General features: G+C 69.8%; 17 protein-coding genes. 9 read left to right on the top strand and 8 right to left on the bottom strand.

Features of this window, described 5'->3' with window-relative positions; genetic code table 11:
* The first annotated feature begins 8 nt into the window (after nucleotides 1-8).
* Both JOF40_RS03765 and JOF40_RS03760 read left to right on the top strand, forming a co-directional pair.
* Nucleotides 9-728, top strand: coding sequence for a VOC family protein (locus tag JOF40_RS03765; RefSeq protein ID WP_129180234.1), 720 nt, complete (start codon nucleotides 9-11; stop codon nucleotides 726-728).
* On the top strand, nucleotides 725-1,507 hold the full coding sequence (locus tag JOF40_RS03760; RefSeq protein ID WP_129180232.1) for an enoyl-CoA hydratase/isomerase family protein: 783 nt from the start codon (nucleotides 725-727) through the stop codon (nucleotides 1,505-1,507). Before JOF40_RS03765 ends, JOF40_RS03760 begins: the two co-directional genes overlap by 4 nt.
* Here JOF40_RS03760 and JOF40_RS03755 read toward each other — a convergent pair.
* The 3 genes from JOF40_RS03755 to JOF40_RS03745 are packed head-to-tail and all read right to left on the bottom strand — an operon-like array spanning nucleotide 1,494 to nucleotide 5,757.
* On the bottom strand, nucleotides 1,494-3,002 hold the full coding sequence (locus JOF40_RS03755) for an AMP-binding protein (RefSeq protein ID WP_129180230.1): 1,509 nt from the start codon (nucleotides 3,000-3,002) through the stop codon (nucleotides 1,494-1,496). The two genes, JOF40_RS03760 and JOF40_RS03755, sit on opposite strands and share 14 nt — an antisense overlap.
* The gene (locus JOF40_RS03750) at nucleotides 2,999-4,516 is read right to left on the bottom strand and encodes a carotenoid oxygenase family protein (RefSeq protein WP_129181878.1); all 1,518 of its coding nucleotides are present in this window, start codon (nucleotides 4,514-4,516) and stop codon (nucleotides 2,999-3,001) included. The genes JOF40_RS03755 and JOF40_RS03750 overlap by 4 nt, the downstream gene beginning before the upstream one ends.
* A gap of 5 nt (nucleotides 4,517-4,521) precedes the next feature.
* Nucleotides 4,522-5,757, bottom strand: a complete 1,236-nt coding sequence (locus JOF40_RS03745) for an acetyl-CoA acetyltransferase (protein WP_129180228.1) — start codon at nucleotides 5,755-5,757, stop codon at nucleotides 4,522-4,524.
* A 122-nt stretch (nucleotides 5,758-5,879) separates the two neighbouring features.
* Here JOF40_RS03745 and JOF40_RS03740 point away from each other — a divergent pair, with 122 nt between their 5' ends.
* Nucleotides 5,880-6,773: a winged helix-turn-helix transcriptional regulator gene (locus JOF40_RS03740; RefSeq protein ID WP_246152720.1), complete on the top strand. Its 894-nt coding sequence runs from the start codon at nucleotides 5,880-5,882 to the stop codon at nucleotides 6,771-6,773.
* Nucleotides 6,774-6,786: 13 nt separating this feature from the next.
* On the opposite strand, the gene JOF40_RS03735 is transcribed toward JOF40_RS03740, so the two are convergent.
* On the bottom strand, nucleotides 6,787-7,251 hold the full coding sequence (locus tag JOF40_RS03735) for a hypothetical protein (protein ID WP_129180224.1): 465 nt from the start codon (nucleotides 7,249-7,251) through the stop codon (nucleotides 6,787-6,789).
* Nucleotides 7,248-8,252 carry a winged helix-turn-helix transcriptional regulator gene (locus JOF40_RS03730; protein ID WP_129180222.1) on the bottom strand — a complete coding sequence of 335 codons (1,005 nt, stop codon included), beginning with the start codon at nucleotides 8,250-8,252 and terminating at the stop codon, nucleotides 7,248-7,250. Before JOF40_RS03730 ends, JOF40_RS03735 begins: the two co-directional genes overlap by 4 nt.
* A 169-nt stretch (nucleotides 8,253-8,421) precedes the next feature.
* Between JOF40_RS03730 and JOF40_RS03725 the strand changes: the two genes are divergently transcribed.
* The 5 genes from JOF40_RS03725 to JOF40_RS03705 are packed head-to-tail and all read left to right on the top strand — an operon-like array spanning nucleotide 8,422 to nucleotide 13,245.
* Nucleotides 8,422-9,180, top strand: coding sequence for an ABC transporter ATP-binding protein (locus JOF40_RS03725; protein ID WP_209674364.1), 759 nt, complete (start codon nucleotides 8,422-8,424; stop codon nucleotides 9,178-9,180).
* Nucleotides 9,177-9,896 carry an ABC transporter ATP-binding protein gene (locus tag JOF40_RS03720; RefSeq protein ID WP_129180218.1) on the top strand — a complete coding sequence of 240 codons (720 nt, stop codon included), beginning with the start codon at nucleotides 9,177-9,179 and terminating at the stop codon, nucleotides 9,894-9,896. The genes JOF40_RS03725 and JOF40_RS03720 overlap by 4 nt, the downstream gene beginning before the upstream one ends.
* A gap of 10 nt (nucleotides 9,897-9,906) precedes the next feature.
* The gene (locus tag JOF40_RS03715) at nucleotides 9,907-10,806 is read left to right on the top strand and encodes a branched-chain amino acid ABC transporter permease (protein WP_129180216.1); all 900 of its coding nucleotides are present in this window, start codon (nucleotides 9,907-9,909) and stop codon (nucleotides 10,804-10,806) included.
* Between the two features lie 8 nt (nucleotides 10,807-10,814).
* Nucleotides 10,815-11,903 carry a branched-chain amino acid ABC transporter permease gene (locus JOF40_RS03710; RefSeq protein ID WP_129180214.1) on the top strand — a complete coding sequence of 363 codons (1,089 nt, stop codon included), beginning with the start codon at nucleotides 10,815-10,817 and terminating at the stop codon, nucleotides 11,901-11,903.
* A gap of 37 nt (nucleotides 11,904-11,940) precedes the next feature.
* The gene (locus JOF40_RS03705) at nucleotides 11,941-13,245 is read left to right on the top strand and encodes an ABC transporter substrate-binding protein (protein ID WP_129180212.1); all 1,305 of its coding nucleotides are present in this window, start codon (nucleotides 11,941-11,943) and stop codon (nucleotides 13,243-13,245) included.
* A gap of 258 nt (nucleotides 13,246-13,503) precedes the next feature.
* On the opposite strand, the gene JOF40_RS03700 is transcribed toward JOF40_RS03705, so the two are convergent.
* Complete coding sequence (locus JOF40_RS03700) at nucleotides 13,504-14,343, bottom strand: helix-turn-helix transcriptional regulator (RefSeq protein ID WP_129180209.1); 840 nt, start codon at nucleotides 14,341-14,343, stop codon at nucleotides 13,504-13,506.
* A gap of 101 nt (nucleotides 14,344-14,444) precedes the next feature.
* Between JOF40_RS03700 and JOF40_RS03695 the strand changes: the two genes are divergently transcribed.
* A complete protein-coding gene (locus tag JOF40_RS03695) occupies nucleotides 14,445-15,212 on the top strand; it encodes an SDR family NAD(P)-dependent oxidoreductase (protein ID WP_129180207.1) in 768 nt (255 codons plus the stop codon).
* Between the two features lie 6 nt (nucleotides 15,213-15,218).
* Here JOF40_RS03695 and JOF40_RS03690 read toward each other — a convergent pair whose 3' ends face one another.
* Both JOF40_RS03690 and JOF40_RS03685 read right to left on the bottom strand, forming a co-directional pair.
* Nucleotides 15,219-16,568: a hypothetical protein gene (locus tag JOF40_RS03690; RefSeq protein WP_129180205.1), complete on the bottom strand. Its 1,350-nt coding sequence runs from the start codon at nucleotides 16,566-16,568 to the stop codon at nucleotides 15,219-15,221.
* Between the two features lie 9 nt (nucleotides 16,569-16,577).
* The gene (locus JOF40_RS03685) at nucleotides 16,578-18,110 is read right to left on the bottom strand and encodes an AMP-binding protein (protein ID WP_129180203.1); all 1,533 of its coding nucleotides are present in this window, start codon (nucleotides 18,108-18,110) and stop codon (nucleotides 16,578-16,580) included.
* Nucleotides 18,111-18,118: the final 8 nt, after the last annotated feature.

Here is an 18,118-nt window from a genome sequence, read left to right as displayed (position 1 = left end):
AGAAGCCCATGCCCGCCCTGCCCTGCATCCGCCAGGTCGTCCTGCTGGTCCCCGACCTCGACGAGGCGATCACGCAATGTCGCGACGCCTTCGGCCACACGAGCGGGACGCGCGACCCCGAGTCGATGACCGAGCTCGGCTTCGAGCACGAGGTGCTGTCGTTCGGCGACACGTTCCTCGAGCTGTGCGCGCCGTTGACGGCCGACTCGTCCCACGGGCGTCTGGTCGAGCGAAGGGGCGCCGTCGGCTACATGCTCGTGGTGCAGGTCGACGACCAGCAGGCGGTCGTCGACCGCGCCGCCGGCCTGGGCATCGAGCCGCTGTTCGCGCAGGACTTCGAGGGCAACCGCATCTCGCAGTGGCACCCCAGGACGCTCGGCACGTTGGCCGAGGTCGACCAGGTCGACCCGCCGGAGAGCTGGCACTTCGCACCGCGCATCTTCGACGCCGCCTGCACCGACGTCGCTCGTGACGTCGTGGCGGCCGACCTCGCGTCGCCGGACCCCGAGGCCCTGGCCCGCACATGGTCGCAGGTCCTCGACATGCCCCTCGCTGACCCCACCACGCTGCCGCTGCAGCACACGGTGCTGAGGTTCGTCCCGTCGGACGACGTCACCGGCCTCGTCGCGTTCGACGTGGCCGCCGCCGACCCGGAGCGGGTCGGCGAGAGCCTGAGGCTGTGCGGCGTCGACGTCCGCTTCGTCGCCGACGCTACGGTTCCGGCATGACCGACTTCGTGCGGTACGAGGTGCAGGACGGGCTGGGCGTCATCACGATCGACCGGCCGGAGAAGCGCAACGCGCTGAGCTACGCGATGCTCGCAGCGATTCGCGACTCCACCCACGCTGCCGAGGCCGACCCGGTGGTCAAGGCAATCGTGCTGACCGGCACGCCGGGTCAGTTCTGCGCCGGTACAGACCTCACCGAGCTGCACGACGTCGCGCCGGGCACGAAGGGCGAGGACCGGACCCAGCACACCGACGGCCAGCACTGGTTCCTGCACGACGCCGCCAAGCCGGTCATCGCCGCCGTCGACGGGCCGGCCGCAGGGCTCGGCATCGAGCTGGCGACGCAGTGCGACTTCCGCATCGCGTCGACGCGGGCCCGCTTCTCGTGGATCTTCGTGCAGCGTGGGCTCGTGCCCGACACGGGGGCCGGCACGTGGCTGCTGCCGCAGCTCGTCGGCCTGCAGACCGCCAAGAGCCTGGTGTTCTCGGGCGAGTTCATCGACGCCGCCGAGGCCGAGCGCATCGGCTTCGTGCTCGACGTCGTCGAACCGGACGACCTGATGGACGCCGCCCGCGCGCTGGCGGCTCGGGTGTCGAGCGGCTCGCCGTTCGCGATCGCGCGGGCCAAACGCCTGCTCAACGCCGCCAGCGCCCTGTCGCGCGACGAGCACCTCGTCGCCCACGTCGAGGCGATGACGGAGTGCCAGCTGTCGGACGATCACCGCGAGGGCGTCGCCGCCTTTTTCGAAAAGCGTCCCGCGGTGTTCACGGGGCGCTGAGGTAGCGGTCGCGCAGCTGACGCTTGTAGAGCTTGCCTGCGGGGGACCGCGGCATCTCGTCGATGACGTCGATGCTGCGGGGCACCTTGTGCCGGGCCAGGCGTCCGCGGACGAAGCCGCGCAGCTCGGTCGTGACGAGGTCGTGATCAGCGGTCGGCTCGGCCAGCTGCACCACAGCCTTGACCTGCTGCCCGAACTCCTCGTCGGGGATGCCGAACACAGCGACGTCGAGCACTGCGGGGTGTTCGATGAGGACGTCCTCGATCTCCTGCGGTGAGATGTTCACTCCGCCGGAGATGATCATGTAGTCGGTGCGGTCGGTCAAGAACAAGTAGCCGTCGTCGTCGAGGTGCCCGACATCGCCCAGCGTCGTCCAGGTCGAATGGTCGGGGTGCGGGGTGCCGTTCGGGGCGCCGGCCGTCTCGAAATAGATGACACCATCGATGCCCGCGGGCTGCTCGCGTCCCGCGACGTCGCATATGTGGATGGTGCAGCCGGGGCTCGCGGTGCCGACGGAGCCGGGGCGCTCGAGCCACTCGTGCGAGTCGATCAACGTCGAGCCGTTGTCCTCGCTGCCGGCGTAGTACTCATGGATGACCGGCCCCCACCACTCGATCATCGCGCGCTTGATGGACGCCGGGCACGGGCTGGCCCCGTGGATCACGTAGCGCAGCGAGCCCACGTCGGCGGCGGCCCGCGTGGTGTCGTCGAGCCGCAGCAACCGGATGAACATGGTCGGCACCATCAGCGCGTGCGTCGGCCGCAAGCCGGCCACGGCCTCGAGCGCGGCGGCGGGCTCGAACTTCTCCATCAGCACGATCGTGCCGCCGATCGACGAGATCGCGGCGCAGAACGAGAGGGGTGCGGAGTGGTAGAGCGGTGCGGGGCTGAAGCAGACGGTGTCGGGCGTGACGTCGTAGGCGTCGTTGATCCATACGCGGAGCGCCTCGTTGCCCTCGGCGACATGCTTGCCGCTGAGCGGCCGGGCGATGGCCTTCGGGCGTCCTGTGCTGCCCGAGCTGTAGAGCAGGTGTGAGCCGAGTGGCTCGTCGGCGAGGGGCTCGGCCGGGTGGGCGGCGGCCGCGGCCGCGTAGTCGTCGTAGCCAGGCAGGGTGCCACCGACGCTGAGCCGCGTGCGCAGCGGCAGGTCGGCGAGTGCTGCTGCGGTCTCCGCGAGACGTGAGTCGACGACCAGTGCCGACGCCTCGCAGTCCTCGACGACGTAGCGGGCCTCGCCGCCGGTCAGGTAGGCGTTGACCGGCGTGAAGTGCAGCCCTGATCGCATCGCCGCCCAGTAGACCTCGAGGAATCGCAGGTGGTTGCCCAGCACGACGGCGAGGTGGTCGCCGGTCCGCAGGCCGTCAGCGTGGAGCAGCTGGGCCAGGCGCATCGAGCCCTCGTCGAGCTCGCGGTACGTCAGCGACTCGCCCGAGCCCGCCATCACGACGGCCGCCTTGTCGGGGAACGTCCGGGCGTGCGTCGACGGGTAGGTCACAGCCCGACGGTGGTGGCCGGGTCGTCCGCCTGGTCCCACTGTGGCAGGTCGGTGCCGGCCGCCCACGTCGAGTGGGTTCCGCTTGAGATGCGCTCGGGGAGTCGCAGCGTGCAGATCGGGCCCGTGGTGATGTCAGACGCGTCGAACACGACGCAGAACGAGGCGTCCTGGTTCATGTCGGTGGTCAGCGTGATGAGGTAGCCGTCGTCCTCGGCGGTGCTGCCGACGCGAGGCGCCATCGCGGACTCGCTGCCGTAGACGTTCTCCTCGAAGCGGAAGTGCTGCTCCTGACCCGTCCAGGTGTCGTGCTTGACCAAGCCGTCGAACAGGAACCACGCGGGCTTGCTCGTGGCGGCGTAGGCGTAGCGGTACTTCCGACCCGCGTGGGAGCCGTTCATCATCCCGAACTCGCTGATGGTGTCGGTGAGCGTCTCCTCCTTGACCAGGCCTGTGACCATGTTCAGGCGCCACCGGTGCAGGCGCGGCTGCATGCGGTCGTTGGCCAGGAAGCGGAACGCCCGCTGCCACTTGTCGCCCATGCCGTTGTCGGCCGGCGACGGATCGCTCTCGAAGAAGCCGTCGACGACGATCTCGTCGCCGTCCTCGTAGGCGTTGACCCAGTGCAGGACGAACGTCGACTCGCAGTCGAACCAGCGGATGTCGTCGGGGCCGCCGCGGCGCGGGATGACGCCGAGACGCATGGGCATGTCGCGGTGGAAGCGTGCGGCATAGGCACCCTGCGCCAGCCCCTCGGGGTCCCAGAACAGTGGGCAGTCGTTGAGGATCGCGTAGTTCTCGGTGAAGGCCATGTCGTGCGGCAGCCGCGGTCCGGGCAGTGGCACCGGCGTGTAGTGGACGAGCTCGTGGTTCGCGTCGACCACGCCGTAGTTCATGTAGGGCGCCTCGGTGCTGTAGTTGAAGAACAGCATCTCGCCGGTGGCGTCGTCGATCTTGGGGTGCGCCGACACACCCCAGTCGAACGGGAATGCGCCGCCCCACGTCTCCTTGCCCAGGGTCCTGGTGGTCATCGGGTCGACCCGGTAGAGGTCGCCGCACTGGTAGAACGACGTGAGCGCCACGCCGTTGTGCACGACGACGTCGGTGCTCGACGCGTCCTTCATGCGTCCGCGCGCACCCCAGCCGTGGTCCATCAGCGACTGGCTGGGTCGCTCGGCCAGGCCAGCCCACAGGCTCTTGCCGGCGTCCTGCTCAGCCATCAGCCCGTCGGTGCGCACGAAGCTGTTGCGGTAGAACGCCGTGCCGTCACGGAAGCCCACGACGTGCACCATGCCGTCGCCGTCGAACGGGTGGTAGTTGCGGATCGCGGGATGCAGCGGGTTCTCGGTGTTGCGCAGGTATACGCCGTCAAGGTCGGATGGGATCTCGCCCTGCACGACCTGCAGGTCGTCGGCCTTCCACTCCGTGGTCTGGGGTTGCCAGGGCCCCGTGCGGTACGGGTGGTCGTCGTCGGCGGGAAGGGTCGACAGCATGCGTCCGACGACGTCGAGGTCCATCGCGCTCACGCTCCCGTCTCGACGACGAAGGCGACGGCGGTCGTGAACGAGCCGCCGACGTTGACCGTCAGCACCCGCCGGGCACCGTCGACCTGCGTCGCCCCGGCACGTCCGGTCACCTGCCGGGTCGCGTCGAGCACCATGCGGACGCCGGTGGCACCGACCGGGTGCCCGGCGGCCAGCAGCCCCCCGCCGGGGTTGACGGGCAGCCGACCCGACCGCTCGATCGTGCCGTCGTGGACCACCTCGCCGCCCTTGCCGCCGGCGACCAGCCCGAGGTGCTCGAGCGTGACGAGCCCCGTGATGGTGAAGCAGTCGTGCATCTCGACGACGTCGACGTCGTCGATGCCGGAAAGACCCGCGCGCCGGTAGGCGTCGTGGATCGTGCCGTGCAGGTGTGGGAAGAGGTGGTCGGTGCCGCGGGAGGCGTCGAGCTTGTCGGCCAGCAGCAACGTGTCGGTGCGGTGGCCGAAGCCCGACAGGCGAGGGACCTGCTCGAGGTCGAGCCCGCGGGCGGCCGCCCACTCGGCCGCGTAGTCTGCCCCGGCGAGGACGACGGCCGCGGCACCGTCGGTGATGCGGCCGCAGTCGGTCTTGCGGAGACGGCCCTCGACGAGCGGGTTGACGTCGTCGTCCTCGGCGAACGAGCCGGCGGGGAACGCCCAGTCTCGGGCCTGCGCGAGCGGGTTGTCGGCGCCGTTGGCGAAGGCGATCTCGGCGAAGCGGCCGAGCACGGCGTGGTCGAGGCCGTAGCGGACCTCGTACTCGTCGGCGACCTCGGCGAACAGGGCGGGCCAGGCGTACTCGGCGTCGACGGCCTCACGCCCTGCCCAGGCGGCGGTGCCGAGGTGGTCGGCCGCCTGCTTGGCCGACACGTTGCGCATCAGCTCGAGACCGACGACCAGGGCGACGTCGTACCGGCCGGATGCGATGTCGGCTCCGGCGGCCACGAGGGCTGTGCTGCCCGACGCGCAGGCGGCCTCGTGGCGGGTGGATGGCAGGCCCACCAGCCCGGGGTCGGCGGCAGCGACCAGGCCACCGAGCTGGGCCTGCCCGGCGAACAGCTCGCCGGCGAGGTTGCCGACGTGGACGACCTGCACCTCCGACGACGGCACCTGGGCGTCGGCGAACGTCGCCGGGAGGACCTCGGTGAGCATGTCGAGCAGCCCGAGACCTTCTTTCGCCCAGTTGCGGGCGAAGTCGGTCTGGGCGCCGCCGAGCACGTACAGGTCGTGGGACATGGGTTCCTCCGGGTCGGTCACGGTACTCAATACGTCTTCATTACTACAACGTGAAAAGTGACCTGTCAACGGATATGCGCTGTGCTGCGGGCGGCCGGCCCGGCTGTACTACGCTGAGCGTCGTGACCGAGACCGCCTCCCCGCTCGGTCGCGCGCTCGTGCTGCTCGGCGACATGTGGACGGTGCGCCTCGTCCGCGCGATCTTCACCGAGCAGCGCCGCTTCCAAGACCTGCGCGACTCGCTCAACATCTCCGATCCGGTCTTGTCGCGCCGGTTGCGCGGCCTCGTCGACGACGGCATCCTGCACACCCGCGCCTACCAGTCCAACCCGCCGCGGCACGAGTACCTGCTCACCGATGCCGGCATCGACCTGTGGCGCGTGATGATCGCTCTGTGGGCCTGGGACCGCACCTGGGCAGGACCGCACCACGCCAATGCGTCGCTGCGCCTGCGGCACCGCACGTGCGGACAGTCGACCCGCCCCGTCTTCGGCTGCGGGCACTGCGGGGCGATCGGGCTGACGGCACGTGACGTCAAGGGCAGCGTCGACGACCGCCTGCTGCTCGACGTCGTGAGTCGGCGGTCTCGCCGCTCGCCCGCCCTGAGCTCGCCGATCGACGCCTCGGGCGTGCTGGGCGACCGGTGGTCGACCATGATCCTGTCCGACGCGCTGATGGGCAGCCGCCGCTTCGGTGAGTTCCAGTCGCACCTGCAGATCTCGCCGGTGACCCTGACGCACCGGCTCGAGCTGTTCGTCGACACGGGCATGCTGAGCCGCGAGTCCGTCTCGGTCGGCGGCAAGCGACAGGAGTACCGGCTCACGCCCAAGGGCATCGACTTCTTCTCCGTGACGGCGACGATCAACAGCTGGTCCGGCACGTGGCTGTCCGCAGATGGTCAGTCGGGCCTGTCGCTCGTCCACTCCGCGTGCGGTGCCGAGCTCGAGCCCCGCTTCACGTGCAACTCGTGCAACGGGGCCCTTGCCCGCCGAGAGATCCTGTTCGAGGACGCCTAGCCGTGCGGTGACGTCAGCGGAAGCAGGTGGCGTTGATGGCGCCGTACGTCGTGCCCGTGCCGCGCTGCACGTTGAGGCCGAAGTAGAGGCAATTGCGCTTCTTGCCAGCGGACGTCTTGGTGGCGGCGAAGGTGGTCACGAACAGGTTCTTGCGGGCGCTGGAGGCGAAGATCTTCGGCCTGAACGGGGACGGCGAGAGGGTCTTGGTCGCGGTGGACTGCAGAACCGTGCTCGTCGTGCCTGCTGTGTTCGCGAAACGATTGAGGCGGCGGCTCTCGACGCACCAGCCGCTCTTCGCGCGGTTCTGGAAGACCTTGATGCTGCCGACCGTCGCGCCCCCCGGTCCGGCGACGAGACGCCCGCCGACCTTGGTGAGTCCGGCGCAGCTCGACGGGGCCGCGCTGGCCGGGGCTGCGATGCCGACGCTGCCTAGCGTCACGAGAGCAGGCACCAGGAAGGTCAGGACGATTCGGTTCACCGTCCCTTCATACCCTCAAATCCGTCGGGCGTCGCCTCGGTGGACGACTGCACGGCCTCGATGGCATGGCCGCGCAACGGCTCGTGGCACTCGCTGCAGGTCAGCAGGACGTGCAGCGGCGACGAGCACGTCATGTGCTCCATCACGAGGGCGGGCCCGTCGGGGGCCCGGAACCACCGGTGGCCCCACTGGATCATCAGCAGCACCACGGGCAGGAACGCCAGCCCCTTGGCCGTCAGGTGGTACTCCATCCAGTCGGCGCGCTCACGCGTCGGCACCTGCTCGAGCACGCCGAGGTCGGCGAACGCCCTCAACCGGTCGGCGATGATCGTCGGCGAGGCCGAGAGCCGCTTCTGGAACTCGCTGAAGCGCGTGACGCCGAGGAACGAGGCACCGAGGATGGCGATCGACCACCGGTTGCCGATCAGCTCCATGGTCTCGTTGACCACCTCGCTCGGACGCTTGTCGTTGCGGGATCGCTGGCGCCGGGCCGTGATCTGCAGGTTGCGCGACCAGTCGCCGCTCGGGCCCATCTCGCCCTTGACGTCTCGCCAGCGGATGGTCTCGAGGCACGACCCACAGGTGAGCACGGGATCGAAGAAGCCGCCGCAGGTGGTGTGCAGCATGCGGGGCAGGTCGACCTCGGGGTCGTCGACCCAGCCCTTCTCCCACGACCACATCGAGATCAGGATCGGCCACACCTGACGCCCGCGGTGGGTCAGCAGGTACTCGTGGCGCACAGGGCGATCGCTGTACTGGTGCTTGGACAGCACACCGGCCGCGACCAGCGCCGACAGGCGCGTGGTGAGGGCCGATCCAGGGATCGGCCCGAGGTTGAGCCAGTCGGTGTAGTGGGTTGCTCCGCGCAGGGCCTGGCGCACGATCCACAGTGACCACTCGTCAGCCAGCACGCCGTTGGCGACGGCGATCGAGTTGGGCCCACCCGCCTCGAGAGCGGTGACACCGTCGTCGCCGACTGGGCCCTGGACGTGGCTGGTCATGGGTCATCCCTATCAGGTCGCGCGGTCATGGATCGGTCCCTTCGAGGCCGTTGACCGACCGTTCCCCATGGGGTATAACTTAGTCACGTTGCTAACTATAGTGACGGGGGTCACGCCTGGCAAGAGTGCGCGATCCCAAGGAATTCGAGCAGGAAGAGAGGGTCGAACGGTGCTGGAGATATCCGACCTGGTCATGCGCTTCGGTGGCGTGACGGCACTGGACCGCGTGGGCTTCACAGTGGCCGACAACGAGATCTGCGGGCTGATCGGCCCCAACGGAGCCGGCAAGACCTCGCTCTTCAACTGCATCACCCGGATCTACCGGCCGGAGGAGGGGATGGTCCGCTTCGACGGCACCGACCTGCTCTCGTTGCAGCGGCACCAGATCGTCCGCCACGGCATCGTCCGCACGTTCCAGAACCTCGCCCTGTTCCCGACCCTGTCAGTGCTCGACAACACCGTCGTCGGTGCCCACAGCACCAGTACCCCGCACCTCGTCCCGTCGCTGCTCGGCTGGCCGACGACGCGGGCGGCACGCCGCCGGGTCGAAGCCGATGCCTGGGAGCTGCTCGAGCGGCTCGAGCTCACCGACGTGGCCTTCCACCCGGCGGCCGGCCTGCCGTTCGGCACGCTCAAGCGCGTCGAGCTGGCTCGCGCGCTCATCAGCCGTCCATCCCTGCTGCTGCTCGACGAGCCGGCCGGCGGCCTCACCCACTCCGAGGTCAACGAGCTCGGACAGCTGATCCTCGGCCTGCGCGACGACTACGGCTTCAGCGCTCTGCTGGTCGAGCACCACATGGGGCTCGTCATGGGCATCTCCGACCACGTGGTCGCCATGGACTTCGGTCGCACCATCGCCGACGGATCACCGGCCGAGGTTCAGCGCGACCCGGCCGTGGCCGAGGCCTATCTCGGGAGGACCGCATGAGCGACGCACCGCTGCTGGAGGTGCGCAGGCTGCGCGCCGGCTACGGCCAGGTCAACGTGCTGAACGACATCGACCTGTCGGTCGGCACCGGTGAGGTCGTCGTCGTGCTGGGAGCCAACGGTGCTGGCAAGTCGACGCTCATGAGCGCGATGTCCGGTCTCATCCCGCACTCCGGCCAGATCCTCGTCGACGGCTCGACCGTCGGGAACCCCCGGCCCGATCAGATGTTGGCCCGGGGCATCAGCCTCGTGCCGCAGGGACGCGGCACGCTCACGGCGCTCGACGTGACCGACAACCTGCGCGTCGGCGGAACCGGTCTCGGAAGCAAGAAGGACGTCGACGAGGAGATCGACCGGTGGTTCGGCATCTTCCCGCGGCTGGCCGAGCGCGCCGACCAGATCGCGGGCACCCTCTCCGGCGGCGAGCAGCAGATGTTGGCGATTGCCCGGGCTCTCATGAGTCGTCCGCGGCTCCTGCTGTGCGACGAGATCAGCCTCGGGCTGGCACCGCTGATCGTGCAGGAGCTGTTCGGCACGTTGCGTCGGGTCAGCGCCGATTCGGGCACCGCGCTGCTGCTCGTCGAACAGAACGCCGAGCTCGCCCTCGACATCGCATCGCGTGTCTACCTGCTCGAGGTCGGCTCGGTCGCCTCTTCAGGGACGGCCGACTCGTTCCGCGAGAACAACAACATCCGCCAGGCGTACCTAGGCTATTAGGACTCATTCGATGGACATCTTCCTGTCACGGCTCTTCTCCGGCATGACCGCCGGGTCGATCTACGTGCTGATCGCGCTCGCCCTCGTCGTGGTGTTCCGCAGCTCGTCGACGATCAACTTCGCCCAGGGCGAGTTCGCCCTCTTCACGACCTACGTCGCATGGTGGCTGACCGAGCGGGGGCTCAATATCTGGGTCGCCATCCCGCCGATCATCATCCTCGGATTCGTCATGGGAGCCCTCGCCGAGCGCTTCCTCATACGGCCGGTGCGCAAGCGCGACGAGACGGCGATCTTGATCGTCGCCCTGGGCCTCTTCACCGGGCTCAACGGGCTGGACGGCTGGATCTGGGGCTCGGACGAGAAAGTCTTCCCGGCGATGTTCCCGTCCGGCGAGGACGACTACGTCTCGGTGCTCGGTGCCCGCCTGCACTACGACTCGATCCTGGTGTGGGTCTTCGCCGCCGCGGTCGTCATCGGCCTGACGGTGCTGTTCAAGCGCACGAGCCTCGGCCTCGAGATGCGGGCCGTGGCCACCAACCCCGAGTCGGCGTCGCTCTGCGGCATCAAGGTCGGCCGCATCCTGACCATCAGCTGGGGCCTCTCGGCCGCGATCGGCTCGCTGGCCGGCGTGATGCTGGTGCCGACCATCCCGCCGGGCCAGCTCAACCTCTCCTCGATGTTCCAGGTACTGATCTTCGCCTCGGCCGCCGCGCTGCTCGGCGGGCTCGACAGCGTCAAGGGCGCCGTCGTGGGCGGGATGGTCATGGGCATCGGCCTGGCGATGATCAACGGCTACGCGACGTTCATCGGCGGCTCGTTCTCGCTGACGTTCGCGCTGATCCTCATCGTCGTGGTGCTGGTCGTGAGGCCCACCGGACTGTACGGAACGCGACGACTGGAGCGAGTGTGAGCACCGAGATGCTGGAACCGAGGACCGAGCCCGCGCAGGCACCGGCACGGAACGCGAAGCGAGGCCCTCGGGTCATCCGTCGCGGGAGCCGGCCGCACACCGCGATGCTGGGCGTGGGTGCCGTGCTGGCCCTGCTCGTCATCCTGTGGGGCGGCCAGCTCGACCCCTTCAACCAAGGGCAGCTGACCCGCGTCGCGATCTTCGCGATCGCGATCGCCGGCCTCAACATCGCGACGGGCTACATCGGGCTGCTGTCGGTGGGACACTCGGCCTTCTTCGGACTGGGTGCCTACACGACCGGCGTTCTGGTCGTGAAGTACGAGTGGGATCCGCTCATGACCATCCCCGTCGCGCTCGTGGTCTGCCTCGTCGTCGGGCTGCTCGTCGGCCTGCCGGCGCTGCGCATCCGCGGGCTCTACCTCGCGATGGTCACGCTGGCGTTCGGCGTCGCGTTCCCCGAGATCGTGGCCCACTTCGACGACCTCACGGGAGGTGCCGAAGGCATGACGATCCGTCGCCAGCAGCTGCGGCCGCCCGAGTGGTCCGGCTTCACGCTCGGCGAGCGGAGCCAGTGGGTCTACTGGCTGTGCGTCGTGGTGCTGCTGATCGTGATGTGGGTCGTCCACAACATGGTGCGCGGCCGTTACGGGATGGCCATGATCGCCGTCCGCGAGAACGAGATCGCCGCGGCGTCGTCGGGCATCAACATCGCGGTCATGAAGACCACTGCGTTCGGCGTCTCGGGTGCCGTCACCGGGGTCGGCGGAAGCCTGTTCGCGATGTACATCGGCAGCCTCTTCGCCGAGGGCTCGTTCACGCTGCTCGCCGGCATCACGCTGCTGATCGGTCTGGTCATCGGCGGTGAGGCGACCCGCAGCGGACCGCTCGTCGGAGCCCTGGCCGTCGTGTTCGTGCCGTACTACGCCGGAGAGCTGGGGCAGGGCCAGATCGCAGCGGTCCTGTTCGCCGTCGTCCTGATCTTCGTGATCTTCGTGGCACCGGCCGGAATCGTCGGGGGAATCGCCAAGGCGGTGCGCAAGGTCGTGGTCGTCACGCCTCGCATCCCGCGCAAGTCGGAAGGAACGCAACAGAGCTAGACGACCACCACCCGCACTTCATCTAGAAAGGCACGTCATGAAGATCAACCACGTGGCCGGCGCCCGGCGCCTCGCCCTCCCGCTCGCGGCAGCCGCCGCGCTCACCCTCGGCGCCTGCGGCGGGGGAAGCAGCTCGGAAGGCAGCGCCGACACAGCCTCCGACCCGTCGAAGTTCAGCATCAACCTCGACGACTGCAATGACCCCGCGTCGGTCACCGAGCCGATCAAGGGCACCTTCGACATCGGCTACAGCGCGCCGCTGTCCGGTCCGGTCGCCGGTGCGGTCGAGCTCGCCACCGCAGGCTACGACGCCCGCATCGCGGCCGAGAACGAGAAGGGCGGTGTCGACGGCGTCAAGATCAAGGTCACCTACAAGGATGACGCCTTCCAGCCCGACAAGGCCAAGGCCAACGGCACGGAGTTCATCGACAGTCTCAAGGTCGATGCCCTCGCGACGTTCGGCACCGGCCCGCTGAGCGCGATGGTCGACGACCAGAACGCCGCCTGCGTCCCGATGCTCTACCCGAGCTCGTCGACGGCCGACTTCGTCGACGTCGAGCAGTTCCCGTGGACCACCACCATCCTGCCGCTGGCCTCGAACGAGGCGAAGTTCCTCGTCAGCCTGATCCAGCAGAAGTACCCCGACGGCGTCAAGGTCGGCGTCGCCGAGAACCAGACGGCGTCCGGCAAGGTACAGAGCGAAGCCTTCCAGGCCGCCGCCAAGGAGGCCGACCTGCCGATCGAGGAGGTCACGTCCGACGCCGACCCCGTCGCCGCAGCGACGACGCTGAAGGCCAAGGGCGTCGAGGTCGTCTACCACGGTGGCGTCACCGGTACCTGTGGCGCGTTCGACACCGCGCGCGGCCGCGTCGGCTACGAGCCCGAGCTCGTCCTCAAGCCCAGCAACTGCGTCAACGCGGTCGAGTACATCGCGGCCGGCCAGGCTGCCGACGGCGTCGAGCTCGGCGCGTTCGGCAAGGATCCCAATGCCCCCGAGTACAAGGACGACGCGGGCGTCAAGGAGTACGTGGCGCAGATGAAGGCCGCAGGCGTCACGGACGAGGTGGCCGGCAACGCAGTGGCCGTGTCGGGCTGGACGCAGGCCGACCTGATCATCAACACCATGAAGCAGGCCGCCGAGTCCGAGGACGGCCTCACGCGACTGAGCGTCATGCAGGCCGCTCGCGACCAGGACTACGACGCGCCGATGCTGATCGACGGCATCAACTGGTACAGCACGCCCGAGCTGCTGACCGGCATCGACGGTTTCCGCCCGATCACGTGGAACGCCAGCGAGAAGCGCTTCACCCCCGCAGGGGACGTCATCAGCATCAGGCCCTGACACCTCCGAGGGGCTGAGGCAGCCGGCCGGCTCGGGAGCACCGCTCCCGGGCCGGCCGGTCCGCGTGGTCCCGGCCGAACGATGCGACATGGACCCTCGGCGACCCCGTCCCGAAGGACCGACGGGGGCGGCAACCTCGGGACGACATCACACCGACAGAAGGCGCGGCCACTGCGTTGGACAGCCAACCGCAGCCGGAGCGGCCAGTAGCCGGACCCGCCTCGCACTTTTTCGCCGAGCTCGCGGGGCGGAGCGCGCTCACGGGGCGGCGGCCGACTCCCAGCTCGCAAGCATCGGCATGAGTCGTGCGGTCGGGGAGTCCGGCTCCGAGGTGTAGACGATGAGCCGCTGATCGGGCTCGTGGGGCGCACCGACGATCTCGATGTCGAACTGCAGGCGACCGACCGCGGGATGGTCGATGACCTTCGCGACGGAGGAGTAGTCGCGGACGCCCTGGTCGTCCCACCATCGCGCGACGTCCGAGTCGGCCGACCGCAGCTCGGCGACGAGCAGCTGAAGCCTGCGGTCGTCGGGGTGCAGGCCGCTCTCGCGTCGCAAGGCTCCGACCGACGCCTGCGCGAAGTGCTCCCAGTTGACGATGCGCTCGCGAGCCAACGGATCGAGGAAGAGGTAGCGCAGCAGCGACGAGCCGCCGACCAAGGGGCGGCCGAGTACCGCCCGGAGCAGGTGGTTGCTGGCGAGGATCTCGCCGCTGCGACCCAGCAGCAGCACCGGCACGTGCTCGAGCGTCGTCATCATGCGCAGCAGGCCGGGGTCCGGTCGTTGGGCCGCGGGTGAGGGAGACGCCCGACGCCTCGGCGGAGCGGCCAGCTGGTGCAGGTGTGCCCGCTCGACGTCGTCCAGCCGCAGGGCCCTGGCCAGCGCGTCCAGCACCTCGACGGAGATGTTCGCCTGACGGCCCTGCTCGACGCGGCTGTAGTAGTCGGGGCTCAGCCCCGCCAGCACCGCGAGCTCCTCGCGCCGCAAGCCGGGCACCCGGCGCGGGCCGGGGAACGCGGTCATCCCGGCCCGCGCGGGGCTGAGGCGATCGCGCCGGCTGCGCAGGAACGCGCCCAGGGCAGTGCGATCGGCAGGCATGCGTTCATCGTAGGAGCGATCGGTCGGGCGTGACTGGTCATGCCGTGCCCAGGTCGAGCGTGATCTGGTGCCGTGCAGCAGCGGAGCCGTAGACAGGACGCATGACAACCCCCTCTGGGCGCCTCGCGTCCCGCACAGCCATCGTGACCGGATCGACCAGCGGCATCGGCGAGGCGACGGCCCTCGCCCTCGCCGCCGAGGGTGCCCACGTGCTCGTCAGCGGACGTCACGCCGAGCGCGGGCAGGCGGTCGTCGACGCGATCCGCTCGGCCGGCGGTCGGGCCGACTTCGTCGCGGTGGACCTCGGCGGATCGCACGAAGAGATCCGCAGCTTCGCGGCGTCGGCGACCGAGGTGCTCGGGCACGTCGACGTCCTGGTCAACAACGCCGGCATCTACCCGGCCACGGCGACGGCCGACCTGGCCGACGCCGACCTCGACGCGATGCTCGCCGTGAACGTCCGTGCGCCGCACGTGCTGGTCGCGGCCCTCGCGCCCGCCATGGCTGAGCGCGGCAGCGGGGCGATCGTCACGATCGGCTCGTGGATGGCGCAGGTCGGCGTGCCCTTCGCCGCGATGTACGCCGCCACCAAGGCCGCCGACGAGCAGCTGACCCGCTCGTGGGCTGCCGAGTTCGGCCCACGCGGCGTCCGCGTCAACACCGTTGCGCCCGGCGCGACGCTCACCCCCGGCAACGAGGACAGCCGCGCGGTGCTCGACGCCATGACGGCCGGGACGCCCGCGGGGGTCGTCGTCCGACCGGCCGACATCGCGCAGGGCGTGCTCTACCTCGTGTCCGACGAGGCCGCGATGGTGCACGGCGTCACGCTCTACGTCGACGGCGGCATGTCCGCGACGCGGATGGGATGAGCGCCGCTACCCGCGGAGACGTCTGAGCTCGACGATCGCGGGGTCGTCGGCGAGCCCGCGACCGGTCAGCACGACCGGGGCGTCGGGGGTGACGATCCCGAGGCCCCGGCCGGTGATGACGGACCTCTTCGACAGGGGCTCGAGGGCCAGGACGTCGTCGAGCGGGATGGTCGCGGACGTCGCCTGCCCCGCGGGGTCTGCGATCGTCAGGACCCCACCGTCGAGCGAGAGCTCGACCCGCCGTGCCGGTGACTGCAGCACAGACGGGCCGGCGCCGGCGAGCGGGAAGACCCGCGTGCCGCGACCGTGCCACCACGCACGGACCACCACGATCGCGGTGACGACCACGATGATCGCGACCGCCACCAGCACGGCGAGACTGCTCGAGGTGCGCACCCGTGCGATCAGGAGCCCGACCCCGCCGGAGCCGATCATCGCCACGACCACCTGCGCCACGACCGGGCGTCCCTCAGGTGCCGGCTCGGGCGCACCGGCGAGATGGTGACGGCGGATGGCGTAGAGCCGGCGCTCGGTGCCGGTGCGGTTGAACTCGGCCGCGCGTTGCACCTGCGTGTGCCAGAGGTCGCCGACGACCCGCGCGAGGGGCGCGAACGTGATGAGTCCGCCCGCGCCGACCGCCACGGCCCATGGGAGGTCGCCGCCCGCGCCGAGAGCGGCGGCGATCGCGGACCCCAGGCCGACCAAGCCGGTCACCATCAGCACGAACGTCGGCACGACGACAGGGAGCGTCTGCTGTCGCAGCTGATGACGAAAGGCGATGTCGGACGCCACGGCGTCGTGATCGGCCCAGTCGCGGACGTCGTGCACGGTGGCGACGTCCGCGGTGACGTCACCGTCATCGAGCAGGCGTAGCTCCGGGTCACGGCGGGCGGCGACCCAGGCGTCGACCTCGGCACCGAGGCGACGGTTGTCTGCGGAGTACGTCCAGACGCGCCGCACGCAGATCGCGGCGACGACGACCCACAGGATCGTGAAGGCCACGCGGCCGAGCGTGTCGTCGACGCCGTCCTCCACGAGTGGCAGCAGGGCGGCGCCGCCGAACAGGAACACCACGAAGCCGAGCACGTGCCGCCACCCCCACGGCCAGGGGAGGAAGCGGCCGCAGGCCCACCAGACGAGCAGGAGCGCCGTGAAGAGCGACGCCTCGCCGAGCTGTCCGTCGAAGCCGTCCTCGATGGACGGCATCGCGGTGAGCACGAGCAGGGCGATCGACCAGGCGACGACCAGTAGCGGTCGCCGGGCGGCGAACAGATCGTCCTCGGCCGCGCGGATCGCGGTGTCCGCGCGCCGCAGGAGCTCCCCCCGCGTGCGTGCGGTCGCCGCCTCCTCGAGCATCACCCGACCCTAGTTGACCTGGCGGTCGTGGCCCTTCCAGAACTCCTCGCGCAGCTTGAACTTCTGCAGCTTGCCGGTCGCGGTGCGTGCCAGCTCGTCGCGGAAGTCGATGCGCTTGGGGCACTTGTAGCCCGCCAGGTGCTCGCGGCAGTGCGCGATGAGACCGGCCTGGTCGACGGTGTCCTCGTCGGGGTCGAGGACGACGAGGGCCGTGATGAGCTCGCCCCACTTCTCGTCGGGGATGCCGATGACGGCGACCTCCTTGACCGACGGGTGCGACATCAGCGCGTCCTCGACCTCGATCGACGAGACGTTCTCGCCGCCAGTGATGATGACGTCCTTCTTGCGGTCGGCGATCGTGACGTAGCCGTCCTCGATCGTGCCGCCGTCGCCGGTGTGGAACCAGTTGCCGGCCTGCGCCTCGGCCGTTGCCTCGGGGTTGGCCCAGTACGACGCGAGGTTGTGGTTCGACTGTGCGAGCACCTCGCCGGAGTCGTCGATCCGCATGCGGACGCCGATGGCCGGAGCCCCCGCGCGGCCGAGGTTGACGGCCTGCTGGTGCGGCTCGAGGTCGTCCCACTCGGCGCGCATGCGCGACATCGTCAGCAGGGGAGAGGTCTCGGTGAGGCCGTAGATCTGGATGAACTCCCAGCCCAGCTCGTCGCGGACGCGCTCGATCGTGCGGGTCGGCGGGGGTGCGCCGGCCACGATGATGCGGACGCGGTCACGTCCGGGGATGTCGCCCTCCCACGTCTTGGCGGCGTCGAGCGCGGACGCGACGACGGCGGGTGCGGCACAGAGGTAGGTCACGCCGTGGCGTTCGATGCGGCGCAGGATCTCGGTGCCGTCGATCTGGCGGATCACGACATGCGTCGCGCCCATGCCGGTGGCGGTGAACGGGTGCCCCCAGCCATTGGCGTGGAACATCGGCAGGGTGTGCAGGTAGACGTCGCGGTCGGACACCGAGGCCTGCCACCCGAACACCGTCGCGTTGAGCCACAGGTTGCGGTGCGTCAGCTGGACGCCCTTGGGCCGCGCGGTCGTGCCGGACGTGTAGTTGATCGTGGCGGTCGCTGCTTCGTCACCGACCCACGGCCGCGGCTCGGCGGACGACCCCCAGATCTTGTCGTCGTCCTCGCCCAGCACGAAGACGTGCGGGCAGTCGATCTCGTCGACGAGGTGCCGCAGATCGGGGTCGACCAGCATGACCTCGGCACCGGAGTGCTCGATGATGTAGCGGATCTCGGCCACCGCGAGGCGGAAGTTGACCGGCACCAGCACCCGTCCCCACCCCGAGACGCCGTAGAACGAGGCCAGCAGGCGAGCCGAGTTGTGCGACACGATCGCGACGCGTCCGCCGACCGGCACACCCAGCTCGTCGAGCGTCGCGGCCTGCGAACGGGCGCGACGGCCGAGCTCGGCGTACGTGATCTCGCCCCACGAGTCAGCGGGCTGGTCGGGCTCGTCGATCACCGCGACGCGGTCGGGGTAGACCGTCGTGGCACGGTCGAGGAAGTCCATGACGGTCAGCGGGTAGTGCACGGCGGCCT

Source organism: Aeromicrobium fastidiosum (assembly GCF_017876595.1).
In the GTDB taxonomy this organism is placed as follows: domain Bacteria; phylum Actinomycetota; class Actinomycetes; order Propionibacteriales; family Nocardioidaceae; genus Aeromicrobium; species Aeromicrobium fastidiosum.
This window is presented reverse-complemented; position numbering and strand designations above follow the sequence as displayed.

Coding starts and splice junctions, on each gene's coding strand:
- JOF40_RS03690 (WP_129180205.1), bottom strand. CDS start 16,568: ATGCTCGAGGAGGCGGCGACCGCACGCACGCGGGGGGAGCTCCTGCGG.
- JOF40_RS03765 (WP_129180234.1), top strand. CDS start 9: ATGCCCGCCCTGCCCTGCATCCGCCAGGTCGTCCTGCTGGTCCCCGAC.
- JOF40_RS03745 (WP_129180228.1), bottom strand. CDS start 5,757: ATGTCCCACGACCTGTACGTGCTCGGCGGCGCCCAGACCGACTTCGCC.
- JOF40_RS03715 (WP_129180216.1), top strand. CDS start 9,907: ATGGACATCTTCCTGTCACGGCTCTTCTCCGGCATGACCGCCGGGTCG.
- JOF40_RS03710 (WP_129180214.1), top strand. CDS start 10,815: ATGCTGGAACCGAGGACCGAGCCCGCGCAGGCACCGGCACGGAACGCG.
- JOF40_RS03705 (WP_129180212.1), top strand. CDS start 11,941: ATGAAGATCAACCACGTGGCCGGCGCCCGGCGCCTCGCCCTCCCGCTC.
- JOF40_RS03760 (WP_129180232.1), top strand. CDS start 725: ATGACCGACTTCGTGCGGTACGAGGTGCAGGACGGGCTGGGCGTCATC.
- JOF40_RS03750 (WP_129181878.1), bottom strand. CDS start 4,516: ATGGACCTCGACGTCGTCGGACGCATGCTGTCGACCCTTCCCGCCGAC.
- JOF40_RS03695 (WP_129180207.1), top strand. CDS start 14,445: ATGACAACCCCCTCTGGGCGCCTCGCGTCCCGCACAGCCATCGTGACC.
- JOF40_RS03720 (WP_129180218.1), top strand. CDS start 9,177: ATGAGCGACGCACCGCTGCTGGAGGTGCGCAGGCTGCGCGCCGGCTAC.
- JOF40_RS03700 (WP_129180209.1), bottom strand. CDS start 14,343: ATGCCTGCCGATCGCACTGCCCTGGGCGCGTTCCTGCGCAGCCGGCGC.
- JOF40_RS03730 (WP_129180222.1), bottom strand. CDS start 8,252: ATGACCAGCCACGTCCAGGGCCCAGTCGGCGACGACGGTGTCACCGCT.